This window comes from Dokdonella sp. (assembly GCF_051958935.1).
Taxonomy (GTDB): Bacteria; Pseudomonadota; Gammaproteobacteria; order Xanthomonadales; family Rhodanobacteraceae; genus Dokdonella_A.
Genome location: NZ_JBQCFP010000197.1, coordinates 47,284 through 66,014, shown reverse-complemented (window position 1 = coordinate 66,014; position 18,731 = coordinate 47,284). Strand labels below are relative to the sequence as shown.

General features: G+C 70.0%; 18 protein-coding genes. 11 read left to right on the top strand and 7 right to left on the bottom strand.

What is annotated here, in order from left to right:
• Positions 1–3 precede the first annotated feature (3 nt).
• The gene (locus ACTHK2_RS18715) at positions 4–198 is read right to left on the bottom strand and encodes a helix-turn-helix transcriptional regulator (RefSeq protein ID WP_440247250.1); all 195 of its coding nucleotides are present in this window, start codon (positions 196–198) and stop codon (positions 4–6) included.
• Positions 195–593 (bottom strand): hypothetical protein, encoded by a 399-nt coding sequence (locus ACTHK2_RS18710; protein WP_440247249.1) that lies wholly within the window; start codon positions 591–593, stop codon positions 195–197. Before ACTHK2_RS18710 ends, ACTHK2_RS18715 begins: the two co-directional genes overlap by 4 nt.
• A 266-nt stretch (positions 594–859) precedes the next feature.
• Between ACTHK2_RS18710 and ACTHK2_RS18705 the strand changes: the two genes are divergently transcribed.
• The 4 genes from ACTHK2_RS18705 to ACTHK2_RS18690 are packed head-to-tail and all read left to right on the top strand — an operon-like array spanning position 860 to position 5,519.
• Complete coding sequence (locus ACTHK2_RS18705) at positions 860–1,414, top strand: Csu type fimbrial protein (RefSeq protein ID WP_440247248.1); 555 nt, start codon at positions 860–862, stop codon at positions 1,412–1,414.
• Positions 1,415–1,436: 22 nt separating this feature from the next.
• A complete protein-coding gene (locus tag ACTHK2_RS18700; RefSeq protein WP_440247247.1) occupies positions 1,437–2,186 on the top strand; it encodes a fimbrial biogenesis chaperone in 750 nt (249 codons plus the stop codon).
• Positions 2,143–4,533, top strand: coding sequence for a fimbria/pilus outer membrane usher protein (locus ACTHK2_RS18695; protein ID WP_440247246.1), 2,391 nt, complete (start codon positions 2,143–2,145; stop codon positions 4,531–4,533). Before ACTHK2_RS18700 ends, ACTHK2_RS18695 begins: the two co-directional genes overlap by 44 nt.
• Entirely contained in the window at positions 4,530–5,519 is a 990-nt protein-coding gene (locus tag ACTHK2_RS18690; RefSeq protein ID WP_440247245.1) for a Csu type fimbrial protein, read from the top strand. The genes ACTHK2_RS18695 and ACTHK2_RS18690 overlap by 4 nt, the downstream gene beginning before the upstream one ends.
• A gap of 3 nt (positions 5,520–5,522) precedes the next feature.
• On the opposite strand, the gene ACTHK2_RS18685 is transcribed toward ACTHK2_RS18690, so the two are convergent.
• The gene (locus ACTHK2_RS18685; RefSeq protein WP_440247244.1) at positions 5,523–6,266 is read right to left on the bottom strand and encodes an FAD-binding oxidoreductase; all 744 of its coding nucleotides are present in this window, start codon (positions 6,264–6,266) and stop codon (positions 5,523–5,525) included.
• 86 nt (positions 6,267–6,352) lie between these two features.
• On the opposite strand from ACTHK2_RS18685, the gene ACTHK2_RS18680 reads away from it, so the two are divergent.
• The 4 genes from ACTHK2_RS18680 to ACTHK2_RS18665 all read left to right on the top strand — a co-directional run bounded on the left by ACTHK2_RS18680 (position 6,353) and on the right by ACTHK2_RS18665 (position 10,331).
• The gene (locus tag ACTHK2_RS18680) at positions 6,353–7,300 is read left to right on the top strand and encodes an ABC transporter ATP-binding protein (RefSeq protein ID WP_440247243.1); all 948 of its coding nucleotides are present in this window, start codon (positions 6,353–6,355) and stop codon (positions 7,298–7,300) included.
• The gene (locus ACTHK2_RS18675; RefSeq protein ID WP_440247242.1) at positions 7,297–8,073 is read left to right on the top strand and encodes an ABC transporter permease; all 777 of its coding nucleotides are present in this window, start codon (positions 7,297–7,299) and stop codon (positions 8,071–8,073) included. Before ACTHK2_RS18680 ends, ACTHK2_RS18675 begins: the two co-directional genes overlap by 4 nt.
• Positions 8,074–8,288: 215 nt before the next feature.
• Positions 8,289–8,987: a pirin family protein gene (locus tag ACTHK2_RS18670; protein WP_440247241.1), complete on the top strand. Its 699-nt coding sequence runs from the start codon at positions 8,289–8,291 to the stop codon at positions 8,985–8,987.
• Positions 8,988–9,149: 162 nt separating this feature from the next.
• On the top strand, positions 9,150–10,331 hold the full coding sequence (locus ACTHK2_RS18665; RefSeq protein WP_440247240.1) for a hypothetical protein: 1,182 nt from the start codon (positions 9,150–9,152) through the stop codon (positions 10,329–10,331).
• A gap of 36 nt (positions 10,332–10,367) precedes the next feature.
• On the opposite strand, the gene ACTHK2_RS18660 is transcribed toward ACTHK2_RS18665, so the two are convergent.
• Positions 10,368–11,168 carry a TatD family hydrolase gene (locus ACTHK2_RS18660; protein WP_440247239.1) on the bottom strand — a complete coding sequence of 267 codons (801 nt, stop codon included), beginning with the start codon at positions 11,166–11,168 and terminating at the stop codon, positions 10,368–10,370.
• A gap of 133 nt (positions 11,169–11,301) precedes the next feature.
• Between ACTHK2_RS18660 and ACTHK2_RS18655 the strand changes: the two genes are divergently transcribed.
• Together ACTHK2_RS18655 and hrpB are read left to right on the top strand one after the other, a co-directional pair.
• Positions 11,302–12,492 (top strand): hypothetical protein, encoded by a 1,191-nt coding sequence (locus ACTHK2_RS18655; RefSeq protein ID WP_440247238.1) that lies wholly within the window; start codon positions 11,302–11,304, stop codon positions 12,490–12,492.
• A 101-nt stretch (positions 12,493–12,593) separates the two neighbouring features.
• A complete protein-coding gene (gene hrpB, locus ACTHK2_RS18650) occupies positions 12,594–15,128 on the top strand; it encodes an ATP-dependent helicase HrpB (RefSeq protein ID WP_440247237.1) in 2,535 nt (844 codons plus the stop codon).
• 308 nt (positions 15,129–15,436) lie between these two features.
• Here the strand turns inward: hrpB and ACTHK2_RS18645 are convergent, their stop codons facing one another.
• Positions 15,437–16,333, bottom strand: coding sequence for a DMT family transporter (locus tag ACTHK2_RS18645; protein ID WP_440247236.1), 897 nt, complete (start codon positions 16,331–16,333; stop codon positions 15,437–15,439).
• 191 nt (positions 16,334–16,524) lie between these two features.
• Between ACTHK2_RS18645 and ACTHK2_RS18640 the strand changes: the two genes are divergently transcribed.
• Positions 16,525–17,226: an ArsR/SmtB family transcription factor gene (locus tag ACTHK2_RS18640; protein ID WP_440247235.1), complete on the top strand. Its 702-nt coding sequence runs from the start codon at positions 16,525–16,527 to the stop codon at positions 17,224–17,226.
• A 27-nt stretch (positions 17,227–17,253) separates the two neighbouring features.
• Here ACTHK2_RS18640 and ACTHK2_RS18635 read toward each other — a convergent pair whose 3' ends face one another.
• Together ACTHK2_RS18635 and ACTHK2_RS18630 are read right to left on the bottom strand one after the other, a co-directional pair.
• A complete protein-coding gene (locus ACTHK2_RS18635; protein ID WP_440247234.1) occupies positions 17,254–17,862 on the bottom strand; it encodes a hypothetical protein in 609 nt (202 codons plus the stop codon).
• Positions 17,863–17,972: 110 nt separating this feature from the next.
• On the bottom strand, positions 17,973–18,716 hold the full coding sequence (locus ACTHK2_RS18630) for a class I SAM-dependent methyltransferase (RefSeq protein WP_440247233.1): 744 nt from the start codon (positions 18,714–18,716) through the stop codon (positions 17,973–17,975).
• Positions 18,717–18,731 lie beyond the last annotated feature (15 nt).

The following is an 18,731-nucleotide window of genomic DNA, read 5'->3' as shown; positions in this document are numbered from 1 at the left end:
TTCTCATGCCTCCGGATGGAAGATCGCTTCGATCGGCTTGCGGAACAGCCGCGCGATGCGGAAGGCGAGCGGCAGGCTCGGGTCGTACTTGCCGGTCTCGATCGCGTTGACGGTCTGGCGCGAGACCGCGAGCTGCTCGGCGAGTTCGCCCTGCGACCAGCCCTTCGCCTCGCGCAGCGCGCGTACCTGGTTGTTCATCGGTAGCGCCGGTGCGCCCACAGCTGCGCGAGCAGGTAGATGCCGATCAGCAGCGGCGAGGCGAGGATCATGCGCACGGCGAGCACGCCCGCGCCGTCGAGCAGGCCGAGCGCGAGCAGCAGCGGTACGCCGAGGGCGAGCGCCGAGGTCGCCGCTTCGAGTTCGATCCGCTGGCGCAGCTCGTCGGTCGCACGGATGCGGCGGAACTCGAGCAGCACGAAGCCGAGTACGGGTGGCACCGGCGCGAGCGCCGCGGTGGCGCGCGCGAAGGGCGAGGTGAAGCCCGGGCCGAACCTGAATGCGACCGCGATGCCGCCGAGGTACAGCAGCATCAGCACCGCGGTGAGTCGCCAGTAGCGCGGCGTGGTGCCAGCGCAGAAGTAGTCGCGGAACATCGCGTCGACCTGTCAAGTTCGCTTTACAGAATGCTGCGCCTTCGACCGCCGATCTGTCAAATGTCCTTGACAGGCCCGCCCGCGCTCATTGCCGCACTCGCGCAAATTTCGCGGGCGAAGGCGCGAATGCGACGACGCGCGCCTACGTAGATCCACTTATTGTCATGCTCTGCCGAAATGTGACGTGGTTCTCAATTGGCACACCCCTTGCTTAGACCCCTGCGCCTGCGCTTGTCGACGATTCCTGAACGGGTCGATTTCGCTCGATGCGGGTCTCCGTCCGCGACTGGACATCCATTCTGAAGGGGTACACGGTCATGTTTTCCAACAAGGTTCGCATCCTCACTCTCGCGCTCGCGACCTGCTTCGCCGGTTCCGCGTTCGCCGCGACCGACAGCACCACGTTCAACGTCAAGCTCACGATCACCAGCACCTGCGACATCCACACGACCGCGGCGACCGACGTCAACTTCGGTACCGTGGCCTCCACCGCGGTCAATACCGACGCGCAGGGCTCCCTCAACATCAACTGCACGCCGCAGACCGCCTACACCATCGCGCTCGACAACGGCCAGAACGGCGCCGACGTCAACACGCGCAAGATGAAGAACGGCACCAACCTCGTGCCGTACCAGCTCTATCGCGCCACGACCCGCACCGCGGCGGACGTCTGGGGCAGCACGACGGGCGCCGGCGGCAACGTCTATTCCGGCAGCGGCACGGGCGCGACGCAGAACGTGCCGGTCTTCGGCCGCGTGCCGAGTGCGAATTTCCCGGCGCTGAGCTATACCGACGTCGTGACCGCGACGGTCACGTACTGAGGCGATGCCGATGCGCGGGCGAATGAACCATGGCACGACGCTGCTGGCGTCTTCGCTGCTTTCGCTCGCGCTCGCCGGCGCGGCCGGGGCGACCGGACTGCAGGTCGCACCGACGACGCTGAGCCTGGGCCCCGCGCAGAACGCCGACGGCCTGTGGCTCACCAACACGAGCGCCGAGGCCCTGCACGCACAGGCGCGCGTGTACGAATGGACGCAACGCGGCGGCGAGGAACACCTCGAGCCGTCGCGCGCGCTCGCGATCAGCCCACCGATGCTGGAGCTCGCACCCGGTGCGCGCCAGCTCGTACGCGTGATCCGAGTCGGCCTGCCGCCAACGCGCGCCGAAGCGGCCTACCGCATCATCGTCGACGAGCTGCCGGTGGACGAACCGGTCGCTGACGCGGCAACGCCGCCACCTGCGGCCGCCGGCACGCAGCTCAAGTTCGTGCTGCGCTACTCGATTCCGGTGTTCGTCACGGCCGAAGGCCAGACGGGCCCCGACCTCCACGGCACGCTCGTCGAACGCGACGGCGAAACCGCACTGGAAGTGCGCAACGACGGCGGCACGCACGCCCAGCTCGGCAACCTCGCGCTCGAATCGCACGGCCAGCGCGATGAACTCGTGCCGGGCCTGCTCGGCTACGTGCTGCCAGGAAGCACGATGCGCTGGGCGGTGAAGATCCCGGCCGGCACGCGCGACGCGCACTTGCAATCGAGGATCAACGGCGATGCGGTCGAACGCGTTGTGGCGACGATCGATCAGCGCCCGTAGTGCGCTGGCCCGCTGCGTCACAGCCGCGGCGTTCGCCCTGGGCGCGCCGCATGGACACGCGCAAACGACGGACAGCGGCCTCATCGCCGACGACGAGGCGTGGGTGCGCGGCACGAGCCTCTACCTCGACGTCACCCTCAATCGCGTCGCGACGGGACGGCTCGCGCATTTCGACCAGCGCGACGGCGCGCTGTGGGTGCGTGCGTCCACCCTGCGCGCGCTCGGCTTCGCGATCGACCCCGCTGCGGCGGATCCGTTGCCGCTCGCCTCGCTCGGCGACGTCGTCGTCGAGTTCGACGCCGAGCGCCAGCGCATCGCGCTCACCGCGCCGCTCGGCCGCCTCTCGCTCGCGACGCAGACGCTCAATGCCCAGGCTTTCGACGCACCGCACGCGACCAGTTCGCCGGGCGCGGTGCTCGACTACGACCTGTACGCGACAGCCGGCGACGGCACGCGATCGGTCGCCGCGACCACGGACCTGCGCGCATTCGCCGATCGCGCCGGCGTGTTCGAGACGACCGCGATCACGCGCGGCGCGCGCGTGGACGGCGGCGGCTGGCGCGGCGACTCGGCGCGGCTCGATACGAGCTGGCAGCTCGCCTTCCCCGCTTCGATGCTGCGCCTGCGCATCGGCGACACCGTCACCGACGCGCTCGACTGGACGCGCGCGACGCGCATCGGCGGCATTTCGATCGGCACCGATTTCGGCCTGCAGCCGTACCGCGTGACGACGCCGCTGCCGGCCTTCTTCGGCTCGGCGACGCTGCCGTCAGCGGTCGACCTCTACGTCGACGGCGTGCGCCAGTACAGCGGCCAGGTCGCGCCCGGGCCGTTCCAGCTCAACACGGTGCCGGTGATCAACGGCGCCGGTAGCGCGCAGCTCGTCGTCACCGATGCGCTCGGCCGCGCGAGCACGGTCGACCTCTCGCTCTACGCGAGCCGGCAGCTCCTCGCCCGCGGCCTCGCCGACTGGTCGGTCGATGTCGGCTACGTGCGGCGCAACTACGGCATCACCTCGTTCGACTACGGCAGCGACCTGCTCGGCATCGGCAGCCTCCGCTACGGCGTCAGCGACCGCTTCACGCTCGAAGCGCACGGCGAACATGCGCCGGGCCTCGCGCTCGGCGGCGTCGGCGGCGTCTGGCTGCTCGGCAGCCGTGGCGGCGTGGTGAGCGCCTCGGTCGCGCGCAGCGATGCGCACGGCGACGGCGCGGGCCAGGTCACGCTCGGCTACAGCTGGGCCGACCGCCGGTTCGCGTTCTCGTTCGACAGCGCGCGCGCGCAGAAGGGCTATCGCGACGCCGCTTCGGCCTATGGACCGGCACCGCCGCGCGCGACCGACCGCGCCACGTTCAGCGTCGCCACGGCCCACGCGGGCTCGCTCGGCGTCAACTACCTGCGCCAGGCGTACACGGGCGAACCGACGGCACGCTATGCCGGCATGTTCTGGTCCGACACGTTCGGCGGGGCCCTGTCGCTCAACATCGGCATCAACCACAACCTCGAACGCGCGCGCGACCGCAGCGTGTTCGCCAGCGTGACCTGGAGCCTCGCGAGCCGGCGCAGCGTGAGCGCGAGCCTGCAGCACCGGCAGGATTCGGACGGCGTCGCCGTGCAGGCGAGCCAGCCGGTGCCCGGCGACGGCGGCTTCGGCTGGCGCCTGCTGGGCGAGGGCGGCGACGGCGGCAGCCATGGCGGCGCCGCGGAAGCGAGCTGGCTCGGCAACCGCGGCGCGGCGAGCATCGGCGTCAGCGCGCTCGGCGACAGCCACTACGGCTACGGCGGCGCGAGCGGTGCGTTCGCCCTCATCGGCGGCCACGTGTTCGCCTCGCGCGCGATCGACGATGCGTTCGCGGTGGTCTCCACCGACGGCGTCGCCGGCGTGCCGGTGCAGCTCGAGAACCGTACCATCGGCCAGACCGACGACGACGGCCTGCTGCTCGTCGCGCGGCTCAACGCGTACCAGCACAACCGCCTGTCGATCGACCCGATGCAGCTGCCCGCGAACATGCAGGTCGAACGCGTCAGCGCCGACGCGACGCCGGCCGATCGCGCCGGCACTTTCGTGCGCTTCGGCATGAAGCAGTCGCGCGCCGCGCAGGTCGCGCTCGTCGACGCGAAGGGCGCGCCGCTCGCGCTCGGCAGCCGCGTGCGCATCGAAGGCCGCGAGGGCGACGCGGCGCTCGTCGGGTTCGACGGCGTCGTCTACCTGGAAGGGCTCGAACGGAGCCAGCGCGCACGCGTGGACGGCCCGGCCGGCGCCTGCGTCGTGCGCATCGACGTGCCCGACTCGAACGACGCGATCACGCAGCTCGGCCCGCTGCGCTGCGTCGAGGAGAAGCCATGATGATCCGCATCCGCACGCGCATCGCCGCGCTGCTCTTGCTCCTCGCCGCCGCGCAGGGCGCGTCGGCGGCGACGAGTTGCAGCATCACCTCGGTGTCCGACCTCGTGTTCGGCAACGTCGACCCGACCGGCGCGCTCGTCGACACGACGGCGACGCTCAACTACCGGTGTTCCTTCACCGGCTTCCTGAGCGGCTCGTCGGTGACCCTGTGCTTCAACATCGGACCCGGCTCGGGCGGCACGGGCTACACGCCGCGCACGATGAAGGCGGGCACCGAGTCGATGAACTTCCAGATCTACAGCGATTCGGCGCGCAACCTCGTCTGGGGCTCGTCCACCGCGCCCGGCCTTCCCGCGGTGACCACGCACATGCAGTTGAGCACGTTCCTCGGCACCACCACGCAGAACGGCAGCCTCACCCTCTACGGGCGCGTGCCGGCCGGACAGACCAGCCTTGCCGCCGGCGCGTACTCGAGCCTGTTCAGCGGCAATGCCGCGCAGATGACCTACAACGCGAGCGAGAGCATCCTCGGGCCGCCAGCATATCCGGCGACGTGCACGGGCGACGGCAGCGACAACTTCGACTTCCAGGCGCGGGCCACCGTCGCCTCCCTTTGCCAGATCGGCACTGCGAGCGACATGAACTTCGGCTCGGTGCCGAGCAACTTCGCGGCGAACATCGACCAGCAATCGGCGATCACGATGACCTGCACGCGCAACACCGCGTGGCAGGTCGGCCTCGACAACGGCCAGAATGCACTCGGCACGACGCGCCGCATGGCCGGCGGCACGAGCCGCGTCGCCTACGAGCTCTATCGCAACAGCGCGCGCAACCAGCGTTGGGGCACGACGCTCAATACCGACACGCTGGCCGGCAGCGGCACCGGTCTCGCGCAGGTGCTCTCCGTGTACGGCCGCGTCGCGCCGCAGGCGCCGATGCCGGCGGGCGCCTACAGCGACAAGATCACGGTGACCGTGACCTACTGAGGCTCAGCGCGAGGAGACGTATTTCTCGCGGCGGATGTGCGGCACCGGCAGGCCCGCTTCCTTGAGCATCGCGAACGCCTCGTCGACCATGTTCGGGTTGCCGCAGAGGTAAGCGATGTCGGTCGCCGCATTCGGGCCGAGTTCGCCGAGCGCGACCTGCGCGCGGCCATGACGGTCGTGCGGACGCGGCACCGCACGCGGCGTGCGACTGAGGCAGGGATGGAAGGTGAAGCCGGGCACCTCGCGCGCGAACGCCTCGAACTCCTCGCCGTAGAGCAGCTCGCTTTCGTTGCGCGCGCCGTAGACGAGCGCGAACGTGCAGCCGCGCGACCGCGTGAGCGTGCGGATCTGCGGCAGCATCGCGCGGTACGGCGTGACGCCGGTGCCGGTCGCGACGAGCAGGTAGCGTGCGTTGGTGTCGCCGTCCATGAGGCAGAAGCGTCCGTACGGGCCGCTCGCCTCGATCGTGCCGCCCTCGTCGAGCGTCGACAGCAATTCGGTCGCCGCGCCGCCCTCGACGTAGGAAACGGCGATCTCGATGCGCTGTACCGGCCCCTTGCCGTCGCCGATGGTCGCCACCGAATAGCTGCGCTTGGTCGGCTTGCCGTCGGCGTAGTGGAAGTGGATCTGCAGGAACTGGCCTGGCACGAAGGCGAACGCCGCACCGTCCTCGCGCTCGAACGCGAGGTGGCGGACGGTGGGGGCGAGCATGTGACTCGCAGCGAGGCGGAGCTTGAAATGTTCCATCGAGACCGAACGTAGGACGCGCAAAACGGCCCGCTATACTACCAGCAGCCGCCGAACGACCCCGTCCCGGCTCCCTCCAAGGCTCCATGACCACGATCCCTGCGCTCGACGTCGCCCAGCTGAAGAAGACCTACGCGAACGGCGTCGAGGCGCTCAAGGGCGTCTCGCTGTCCGTCCAGCCCGGCGATTTCTTCGCCCTGCTCGGCCCCAACGGCGCCGGCAAGTCGACCCTGATCGGCATCCTGTCCTCGCTCGTCAACCCGAGCAGCGGCGACGCGCGCATCTTCGGCGTGTCGATCCGCGAGCAGCGCAGCGCCGCGATGCGCCTGATCGGCCTGGTGCCGCAGGAGCTCAACTTCAACATGTTCGAGAAGCCGTTCGACATCTGCGTGAACCAGGCCGGCTTCTACGGCATCCCGCGCGCCGAGGCCGCCGGGCGCGCCGAGAAGTACCTGAAGCAGCTGCAGCTGTGGGACAAGGCATTCCAGCCCGCGCGTACGATGTCCGGCGGCATGAAGCGCCGCCTGATGATCGCGCGCGCGATGATGAGCGAGCCCAGGCTCCTCATCCTCGACGAACCGACCGCCGGCGTCGACATCGAGATCCGCCGCTCGATGTGGAAGTTCATCAGCGCGATCAATGCGGCCGGCACCACCGTGATCCTCACCACGCACTACCTCGAGGAAGCCGAGCAGCTCTGCCGCAACATCGCGATCATCGACAAGGGCCGCATCATCGAGAACACGACGATGAAGGCATTGCTGTCCAAGCTCGACGTGGAAACCTTCGTGCTCGACCTCGAGCAGCCCGCCGCCGCGCTGCCCGACGTGCCCGGCGTCGCCTTCACGCGCATCGATGAAATGACCCTGGAGGCGGAGATGTCGCGCGAGCACGACCTCAACTCGATGTTCGCCGCGCTCACCGCGCGCGGCATCGCCGTTCGTTCCATGCGCAACAAGGCGAACCGGCTCGAGGAACTGTTCGTGCGACTGGTCGAAGCGGGCGCCACCGACGCTCCGAAGGCGGTGGCATGAGCGCGAACCCGAATTTCGTCGCGTTCGGCACGATCACCCGCCGCGAGGTCGTGCGCATCCTGCGCATCTGGATGCAGACGCTGCTGCCGTCGGCGATCACGATGACGCTCTACTTCGTCATCTTCGGGCGCATGGTGGGCAGCCGCATCGGCGAAGTCGCCGAAGGCATCCAGTACATCGACTACATCGTGCCCGGGCTCATCATGATGGCGGTGATCACCAACAGTTACGGCAACATCTCGTCCTCGTTCTTCGGCTCGAAGTTCGGCCGCTACGTCGAGGAGATGCTCGCTTCGCCGATGCCGAGCTGGGTCGTGCTCGCCGGTTACGTCACCGGCGCGGTGCTGCGCGGGCTGATGGTCGCGCTGATCGTGCTCGCGATCTCGCTGTTCTTCACGCGCATCCACCTCTACCACCCGTGGATCACGCTCTCGACCGTGCTGCTCACCGCGGTCGTGTTCTCGCTCGCCGGCTTCGTCAATGCGGTCTACGCGAAGAAGTTCGACGACATCGCGCTGGTGCCGACCTTCGTGCTCACGCCGCTCACCTATCTCGGCGGCGTGTTCTATTCCGTCAACCAGCTCGGCTCGCCGTGGCGCGAGATCAGCCATGCGAACCCGATCCTCTACATGGTCAACGCGTTCCGCTACGGCCTGCTCGGCATCAGCGACATCCCGATGTGGACGGCCTACGCAGTCATGCTCGCGTTCGCGGTCGTGCTCGCGGCGATTGCGTTGACGTTGCTTCGGCGGGGCGTCGGGTTGCGTAGCTGACGGGCATCGGCGCGCCCGGCGGCGGCACGCGCTGCGAGCGTGCCGCCCTGCGAGGGCCGAAGGGCATCGCGGCTGCCGCTGCTCCCGCGGAATTGCCCTGGCCGGCGTGCGTCCACGCGAACACTGCGTCGCGGTCGCGCCGACTGGTGCGCCCGCCCCGCCGACCCTACCTTTTTCGCCAGCAGTGCCCGACGCGGGCACGACGGAGATGCAAGATGATCGAACGCAGACCGTTCAACCAGCTCGGCGGGGCCGACCACGGCTGGCTCAAGGCGAAGCATCACTTCTCGTTCGCCGGCTACCACGACCCCTCGCGCATGGCGTGGGGCAACCTGCGCGTATGGAACGATGACGAGATCGCCGCGCAGACGGGATTCCCGCCGCATCCGCACGCGGACATGGAGATCATCACCTACGTGCGCGACGGCGCGATCACGCATCGCGACAGCCTCGGCAACCAGGGCCGCACCGTGGCGGGCGACGTGCAGGTCATGAGCGCGGGCAGCGGCATCCAGCATGCGGAGTACAACCTCGAGAACGAAACGACGCGCATCTTCCAGATCTGGATCCTGCCGACGCGCCGTGGGGGCGAGCCGTCGTGGGGCGCGCGGCCGTTCCCGAAGGGCGACCGGTCCGGCCGCTTCGTCACGCTCGCCAGCGGCATCGCCGGCGACGACGATGCATTGCCGATCCGCACCGACGCGCGCGTGCTCGGTGCGACGCTCAAGGCCGGCGAGTCGGTGCGCTACGAACTCGGCGCGGGGCGGCACGCCTACCTCGTCCCCGCGGCCGGCAGCGTCGAGATCGACGGCGTGCGCATCGATGCGCGCGACGGCGCGGCGATCCGCGACCAGGACGCGTTCAACGTGACCGCACTCGCCGACGCCGAGGTCGTGCTCGTCGACAGCGCCTGATGCACGTGGGCCGGCGCGCTGCGACGCTCGCGCGCGCCGGGCCGTCTCCCTTTCGCCGCGTGCACCCTGCACGTGCGCGCAGATGCGGCGACCCGGGCGGGCAGGCGTGCGAAGATGCGCCGCCGCCGATCGCCTGCGATCCGCATATCCCTGGGAGACAGAATGAACAATACGATCCTCGCTCCGCTCGCGCTGTTCGCGGGCTTCGCCGTGGCCCCGGCGTCCGCCGCGACCATCGACCAGCCGCTGTCCGCCGACATCGTGGCCGCGCGCGCAGCCGCCGCGCCGCGCGCCGTGGGCCACCGCACGATCGCCAAGACCGAAGGCAACCACACCGCGCCGGGCACGCCGAGCGCGAACACCTATCGCGCGTATCCGCCGAGCTGCGCCGCCGATCCGCTGCCGGACAAGCCCTCCGGCCCCGTCTATTCGATCAACATGCCGTTCTGGGCGCGCAAGCCCGCCGATCTCAACCACGGCTACCTCGAGAACGTCACCGTGACCGTGTGGCGCCTGCCGTGCAGCAACAGCGGCGTCGCCACGCGCTACAACCCGCAAGGCAATCCGAATTCCATCACGTTCATGCGCGTGGATCGCTCGTCGGCCAACGAAGGGCACGACGACATCTACCCGACGTTCCCGATCGTGCAGGTGAAGCAGGGCTCGATCGATTTCACGATCACCGCCGGCAACGTCACGCTGCGCAATCCGAAGAGCTACCCGCGCGTCGCGAGCGAACCGAACACGGTGCGCGAGGGCGCCAACTACGACAATGCGATCGTCGACAGCACGACCTTCGTGCTGGAGAACTTCGCCGATCCGGATGCGGGCTTCTTCTCCTACGGTGACGCCTTTACCCTGCGCGTCGATCCGAACGTGCCGGGATCGGTGCAGGCCGTCGACATCGCCGTGCCCGCCTACGTGGCGGCCACGACGGTCGCTTCGCCGCGCCCGCTCGACGGGTATGCCGCGGCACAGTGGATCAATGCGGAACGCAATGAAGGCCTGCTCGTGCAGGTCACCGAGCAGGCGCAGCCGACCGGCGCGCCGACGCGCCAGCACGTGTTCGACCTGCTCACCGAGGACCTGGACGGCAACCCGCTCTGGCTCGTCGGCAACAAGAGCTTCGCCGTGGGCCAGACCAGCCTCGAGGTCGACGCGAACTACCTCGGCAACGGCCTCGCCCCGTTGCCTTACGGCACGGTGAAATTCGAGGTACGCGACTGCAATCACCTCGACGTCACCTTCACGCCGGACGCGGACCTGCCCGCGCCCATCCCGACCATCGAGGGCCCGATCGCCTACGACCGCCTGTTCACGCCGAATGGCATGACCTGCGAGTAGGCGTGGGACGGCGATGCGGCGTCCGCGCCGCGTCGCCTACAGCGTGAAGAATGCGCGCGAATTCGCGCGCGTCGACGCCGCGGTCTGCTCGATCGTCTCGCCGCGCGCGGCCGCGACCGCGGCGCACACGTGCGCGAGGTACATCGGCTCGTTGCGCCGGTGCGACGGCTTGGGATGCAGGTCGCGCGGCAGCAGGTAGGGCGCGTCGGTCTCGATCATGAGGCGGTCGGCCGGCACCAGGCGCACGAGTTCACGCAGGTGCTGGCCGCGCCGCTCGTCGCAGATCCAGCCGGTGATGCCGATGTAGCAGTCGCGGTCGAGGTAATCGACGAGTTCGGCGCGCTCGCCGGTGAAGCAGTGCACCACCGCCCGAGCGATGCGGCCGCGCACGGCATCCAGGCACGCGAGGAAATCCGCGTGCGCGTCGCGCTGGTGCAGGAACAGCGGCTTGCCGCAGTCGAGGGCGATCGCGAGCTGGCGCTCGAACGCAGCGACCTGAGCCGCGTGCGGCGAATAGTTGCGGTAGTAGTCGAGGCCGGTCTCGCCGACCGCCTTCACTTCCGGGGTTGCGACGAGTTGGCGCAGCAGTTCGTCCGTTGCATCGTCGTACTCGTGCGCGTGGTGCGGGTGCACGCCCGCGGTCGCGTGCAGGAACCCCGGATGCGCCTGCGCGAGCGCGTGCGCGGCGCGGCTGCTGCCGGCGCTGGCGCCCGTGACGACGACCTGGTCAACGCCATGCGCGCGTGCGCGTTCCAGCACGGCGTCGAAATCGGGGCGGAACGACTCGTGCGTGAGGTTCGCGCCGATGTCGATCAGCGCGAGGGCGGCGTCCTTCATGTCGGGTGGCTCTTCATCCGGCGATGCAAACGCGCGATTATGCGCACTCTGCGCCGGGCTCGCATCCGGTGCGGTTCACCGCGAATTCATTGCCGCCCGGGGAAGCTCGCGCGGTCCAACTTGGGGAACCACCATGAAAAGCACGCTCCGCCTGATGCTCACCCTGGCCGCAGGCGTCGCCACCCTGCCCGCGCTCGCAGCCACTGCGACGCCGGACGACGTCCGCGCCGCCCACGACGCGGCGGCGACCCAGATCCGCGCCGCGCTGGACTCCGCCGCCAACGAGGCGAAGGCGAATGCCGCCAAGCGCGCCAAGGCGATGGGCAACGACATCTACCCGGGGACCCCGCTGGCGAACGAGTTCCGCGCCTATCCGCCGAGCTGCGCCGCATGGCCGCTGCCGAACAAGGCGAGCGGCCCGACCCAGACGGCACGCGTCAGGCTGTACACGCGCAATTCGGCCGGCCAGGTGCTCAATCCGGAAACCGTGACGATGACGCTGTGGCGCATCGCCTGCAGCAGCTCGGGCTCGGAGACGCCGTACAACACCGACGGCGGCTACAACTCGATGACGTTGCTGCGCATCGACCGCGACAGCGCCAATGAAGGCCATACCGACTACTTCCCGACCTACCCGTCGCTGCGCATCCAACAGGGCAACACCGCGTACGACGATCCGGAGAGCTACGTGCGCTCGGCGACCGAGCCGAACACGTACATGTCCGACTTCCTGTTCGACACGCCGGTGTTCTCGAGCACCACGTTCGTGCTCGAGAACTACAACTTCGATGCCGACTACCAGCACTTCTACAGCTACGCGTACAAGCTGCAGATCAATCCGTACACCGGCAGCAACGGCGACATCGTCGAATTCAACGTGCCGGCCTACCTGCCCGCGCAGGGCACCTACCCGGATGCGTTCGCGCCGCTGCCGCTCGACGGCTACTCAGCCGCGCAGTGGATCAACACCGAGTTCAACGAAGGCCTGCTCGTGCAGATGACCGAACAGCCGCAGTCGAACGGCTCGACGGTGCGCCAGCTCGTATTCGACCTGCTGACCGAAGACCTCAACGGCGATCCGCTCTGGCTCGTCGGCAACGCGCCTTTCGCGGTCGGCCAGACCAGCATCAACGTCAACGTCAACTATCTCGGCAACGGCCTCGAACAGCTGCCGTATGGCAAGGCGAAATTCGAAGTCGCCGACTGCAACCACCTCGACGTCACGTTCACGCCGAACGCGAACCTGCCGAACCCGATCCCGACGATCAGCGGCGTCACCACCTACGAGCGCCTGTTCACGCCCAACGGCATGACCTGCGAGTAAGCCCACTCGGGGTTCCTGCAACGGCGCGGCCGGAGACGGCCGCGCCGTTTTCTTTGCGCTGCCGCCTACAATGCGCGCCCAGCGCGTGCATCACGGCCACCATGCCCCCTGCTTCGCCGCAACCGATCGACGCGGTCCTGCCCGAGCTGCTCGCGACGCTCGCGGCACGCACGCGCCTCGTGCTCGAGGCACCGCCCGGTGCAGGCAAGACCACGCGCGTGCCGCCGGCGCTGCTCGACGCGGACTGGCTCGGTGGCCGCAAGGTGCTGTTGCTCGAGCCGCGCCGCATCGCCGCGCGCGCGGCGGCCGAGTTCATGGCCGCACAGGCCGGACAGCGCGTCGGCGAACGCGTCGGCTATCGCATCCGTTTCGAAAGCCGCGTGTCGGCGGCGACGCGCATCGAGGTCGTCACCGAGGGCATCCTCACTCGCATGATCCAGGACGACCCGGAGCTCACCGGCGTCGGCGCGATCCTGTTCGACGAGTTCCACGAGCGCCACCTGCACGGCGACCTCGGCGCCGCGCTCGCGCTGGACGTGCAGGCGAACCTGCGCCCGGACCTGCGCCTCGTGATCATGTCGGCGACGCTCGACGGCGAGCGCGTCGCGCGCTGGTTCGATGCGCCACGCCTCGCGAGCGAAGGGCGTAGTCATCCGGTGCGCATCGTGCATCCACCCGCGCGCAGCGGCGAGGCATGGCCCGAACGCGGCTGGCCGTTCGGTGTGCGCCGGGCGATCGAATCGGCACTCGCCGACAGCGACGGTGACGTGCTCGTGTTCCTGCCGGGCAAGCGCGAGATCGAGCGCGTGCGCGCGAGCCTTGCCGATCTCCCGGGCGACGTCGAGCGGGTGCCGCTGCACGGCGACCTCGCGCTCGCCGAGCAGCACGCCGCGCTCGCCGGCGCGGCCACGGGGCGCCGCCGCGTCGTGCTCGCGACGAATGTCGCGGAATCGAGCCTGACCCTGCCCGGCGTGCGCGCGGTGGTCGATCTCGGCCTCGCGCGCGAGCCACGGTTCGACCCGAACAGCGGTTTCACCCGGCTGGACACCGCAGCGGTCTCGCAGGCATCGGCAGACCAGCGCGCCGGTCGCGCCGGGCGCCTCGGCCCGGGGCATGCATACCGGCTGTGGCCGCAGAGCCGCCGGCTCGAGGCCGAGCGCACGCCCGAGATCGCGCAGGTCGAGCTGTCGCAGCTCGCGCTCGAACTCGCCGCCTGGGGCAGCGACGCGTTGCACTGGCTGGATGCACCGCCCGCAGGCGCGCTCGCGCAGGCGCGAGATCTGCTGCGCCGGCTCGGCGCGCTCGATGCCGAAGGCCGCCTCGCGCCGCTCGGCCGGCGCATGCTCGATTTCGGTGCGACGCCGCGCCTCGCCGCCGCGGTGTTGCGCGCGGACCCGACCCACGCCGCGCTCGCCTGCGACGTCGTCGCGCTGGTCGAAGCGCGCAATCCGCTGCGCGGTGACGCCGCGCGCAACGACGATTTCCGCGCGCGTGTCGCCGCACTGCAGGCGTGGCGCGGGCGCGATCGCGATGCCGCGCGCGCCGGCGGGGCCGATGCCGGTGCACTCGCGAGCGTCGCTCAAGCCGCCGACGCCTGGCGTCGTCGCAGCGGCGATCCACGCGATCGTGGCATCGACCTCAACCGCGATGCCGTCGCATCCACGACCGCCGTCGGCGACGTGCTCGTGCACGCATTCCCCGATCGCATCGCCAAACAGGACCCCGCCAATCCGCGCCGCTACACGCTCGCCAACGGCCGCGGCGCGCGCCTCGCCGACGACAGCGCGTTGTACGGCGAACCTTGGCTCGTCGTCGTCGACCTGCGGCAGGAGGACCGCGACAGCCTCGTCTACGCCGCCGCGCCGTTCGATCCGGCACTGCTCGAGCGTGATTTCGCCGATCGCCTCGTGCGCGAACGCAGCGTGCGATGGAACCGCGACACGCGCGCGGTCGACGCGTTCGAGCAGCGCCACTTCGACGCGATCGTGCTCGAGCGCCGCAGCGTGCCCGCGCGACCCGAGGACGCCGTGCCTGCATTGCTCGCCGCGGTGCGCGAACTCGGTCTCGACGCGCTGCCCTGGAGCGAACACGCGCGCGAGCTGCGCCTGCGCGTGAACGCACTGCGCGGCTGGTGTCCCGAACTCGGCCTGCCGGATTTCTCCGACGCGGCCCTGCTCGCCTCGCTCGAGGAATGGCTCGCGCCGTATCTCGCCGGCAAGCGCCGGCTCGACGCGCTGCAGGCGGCGGAACTTTCCGAAGCGCTCGCCGCGCGCATCGATTTCACGCAGCGTCGCGCGCTCGACGAACAGGCGCCGGTCGCACTGCGCGTGCCGAGCGGGATGGAACGCCGCATCGCTTACGCCGACGGCGCGGCACCGGTGCTCGCGGTGAAGCTGCAGGAACTGTTCGGCCTCGCCGACACGCCGCGCATCGGCGGCGGCCGCGTGCCGTTGACCCTGCACCTGCTCTCGCCGGGCGGCAAACCGGTGCAGGTCACGCAGGACCTGCGCAGCTTCTGGGAGCGCACGTATCCGGAGGTGAAGAAGGAGCTCAAGGGCCGTTATCCGAAGCATCCATGGCCGGACGATCCTTGGACCGCGGTGCCGACGCATCGCGCGAAGCCGCGCGGGACGTGAGTATCGGGTCGGTTCGTTTTGTCACCCGCGCGCCTCGTCGTTCTCGTAGGATGGGGCGCAGCGGCGCGCAAGCGCGCAGGATGCGGCGAGGCGCGACCGTGAGTCCCACCGGGTTCGACGGAAGGGCTTGGTCGAAGAGGGTGGGACGCAGCCGCGCGGCGGCGAGTCCCATCATCAGCTTGCGGTTGCGATCCTTCGCGCCCGGCCCGCAGGGATGCGGGACGAACACGCAGGGACGCGGCTCGGTCTTCGCGAATGAGACCGCGCCCTGCTCTTCAAGAAGAAGAACGACGCACTCAAGCGGCGCCTCAGCGCCGCCCTTGCGCCTCGCGCTGGCTCGCGATCACGCTGCCGAGGATCATCGTGCCCGCGATCAGCATCGTCGCGGTCGGCGTTTCGGCAAGCAGCAGCCAGCCCCAGAACACGCCGAACAGCGGCACGAGATACGTGCACGTGGTCGCGCGCGCGGCGCCGACGCGCTGGATCAGGCGGAAGAAGAACGCGTAGGCGATCCCGGTGCAGAGCACGCCGAGCATGATCGCGCTGCCCCACGATGCGTTCGACGGCGAGTGCGCGGGCCAGCTCGCGAGCGCGAACGGCAGGAGCAGGATCGCCGCGCAACCGAGCGTACCGGCGACCGCCGCGAGCGGCGGCACGCCGGCGAACCAGCGCTTGGTGAAGTTCGCCGCGAAGCCGTAGCATGCGGAGGCCGCAGTGCCGGCGAGTGCGGCCGAAAACACGTCCGAGCCCGCGACCTTGCCGCTCATGAGCACGACCACGCCGACGAAGCCGACGATCATCGCGAGCGCGCGGCGCAGGCTCACGCGTTCACCGTAGACGAGCAGCGCGACGAGTGCGGTGAAGAGCACGGTGAGGCTGTTGGCGATCGCACCGACCCCGGCGGGCGCGCGTTCGGCGCCCCAGGCGAACAGCGAAAACGGAACCGCGGAATTGAGTGCGCCGACGATCGCGAACTGCGCGATGCGCTTCGCATCGAGCAACGCCCGCGCGCGCCAGAGGAACGGCAGCAGGATCAGTGCGCCGAGCACGATGCGCACCTCGACCAGCGCGAACGGGCCGAACTCAGGCGCCGCGACGCGCATGAACAGGAACGAGCCACCCCAGATCGCGCCGAGCGCGACGAGCTCGAGCGGGGTGAACCAGTCGGTGCGCGGCGCGGCGGCCGCGGCAAGCGTGTCGTTCATGGCACGGTACTCCGGCGATCGCAGGGCGGCGGGGTGTCCTGGCATGTGGCCAGTTTCGGTCAATTCCAGCCCCCGCAGCGGACCAGTTCGCGCGGATCGCATGGGACCGGTCGCAGCATGCCCGCGCGCCGCGCGCGACGCTTCGGCGACGGCCTAAACGACGCGCGCGCCGATCGGCTACGCTGCCTCGCATGAGCGCTGCCGCACCGACCAGCCGCCATCGCCTCGCCGAGATCGGCGCGCTGCTCGCCGAGCCCGCGCGTGCCGGCATCCTGCTCGCGCTCATCGACGGCAGCGCGCGCCCGGCGGGCGAGCTCGCGGCACTCGCCGGCGTCGCGCCGGCGACCGCGAGCGCGCACCTGCAACGGCTCGTCACGGGTGGCCTGCTCGCGGTGCATGCGCAGGGGCGTCACCGATACTTCCGCCTCGCCGGCGAGGATGTCGCGCACCTCGTCGAAACGCTCGTGCTCGCCGGCGCGCGCGCACCGGTCCCGGCAACGTCGGCGCCCGCCGAAACACCGCTGCGCCGTGCACGCACGTGCTATCGCCACCTCGCCGGCCGGCTCGGCGTCGCGCTGTTCGAACGGCTGCGCGAGCGCGATGCGCTCGAACTCGGCGACGACGCGATCCGGCTTACCCCGCGCGGTGCGCAATGGCTGCGCGAGGCGGGGTTGTTCGAACCGGGTGACGACGGGCTCGCGCTCGCCGGGCAGAGCTGCGTCGACTGGACCGAACGGCGGTTCCATCTCGCGGGACCACTCGGCAACCGGCTCGCTCAGCAACTCTTCGAACGCGGCTGGTTGCGGCAGCGGCGTGATTCGCGCGCGCTCGCGCTCGGTGCGCGCGGCGACGCCGGCCTGCGCGCGCTCGGCATCGACTGGATGCGGCTGTAGCCGCCCGACGATCCGAGGGCGGTTGCGTCAGTCGCGCGGCCGGCCGCCACGACACGCACTCGCGACGTCGGCGCGCACGAAGTCCGCGGTCCAGTTCGTTTCCCAGACGCGACCGTCGTAGGAGAACGCCTGCTCCCAGCGCGCGTGGTCCTGGTCGACCTTGTCCCAGCGATAGCGCACCTTGACCGGCCGGCGGTCGTCGGCGTCCTCGCCGTAGAACTCGCCGCGCGCGCCGTCGAAGCCGCCGACGACCGGTGTTTCGAGGCGGCCGCTGGTGCTGTTGATCCACCAGATCGACCACTGCTTCTTCGCGAGGTCGTAGCTGCGCAAGGTGAAGCCGGCCCAGCCCTTGGTCGGGAAGCGGATCTCGTCCGCGGTGACGCGTCCGTCGAGATACGGCGTCATGCACAAGGTGGCCGGGAACGTGTCCCATTCGCTGCTGCCGACGCCGCGCGCCTTGAGCCGGTGCTGCGTCGTGCGCCAGCCACCCGCGAAGTACTCGAAGTCGTGCGCGCCGCCGGTGCGCAGGGTCGTGTAGCCGGGCGGATCGGGCAATGTCGATGCGCATGCGGCGAAGCTCGCGGGGCATGCGACGGTCGCGACCGATGCACTGCGAAGGAACCGATGGCGACGCATGGGATACCTCGTCGTGGCGATGCGCGACCCGCATCGCCGACGAGTCTAGTCACGTGCGGGCCGCTGCCACGCTCCACTTCGCGCGCGCTCGATGGAGCCGATCGGAGGCGTCAGACGCGCCCGGCACGCAGGTGGAAATCCCAGCGCACGCGCCGCGCCTGGCCCGCATCGCCCCAGCCGCGCGCGATCTCGTCCTCGACCAGCGCGACCGGGTCCTCGCCGTTCGCGGCGAGGTAACGCTGCGTCGCCGACCATGAACGCAGGTAGGCGAGGAACTGCGCGAGCGTCCACTCGACATGCATGTCGAAATCCGGCACCGCGATCTCCTCGAACGGGAACGGCACGGTGCGGTAACCCTCGTCGATGTAGCGCCGCTCCGGTGGCCAGTACGGGCCGGTGAGATCGACGTAGAGCCGGTCCTTCGCCGCGTCGACGGCGGGCGACACGGTGCAGTCGGCGTAGCTCCATGCCGCCACCAGCCCGCCCGGCGCGAGCACGCGCCGCACCTCGGCGTAGTAGCGCGCATGGTCGAACCAGTGCAATGCCTGCGCGACGGTGGCGACACTCGCGCTGGCGTCGGCGAGCGAACACGCTTCGGCGGGCTCGACGCGATAGTCGATGTTCGGCCGCGCTTCCGCGTTGGCGATCTGCGCCGCGCTCGGGTCGGTCGCATGCACGCGAACGAAGCGGCGTGCGAGCGCGACGCTCGCCTGGCCGTTGCCGCACCCCGCGTCCCAAACCAGATCGCGCGACGGCGCCTGCGCGGCGAGCCAGTCGAACAGCGCTTCGGGATACGTCGGCCGCGCCTCGTGGTAAGCGCCGGCGTGGCCGGAGAAGTGGTCCTTGAAGGACATGTGCTTTCCTCGTAG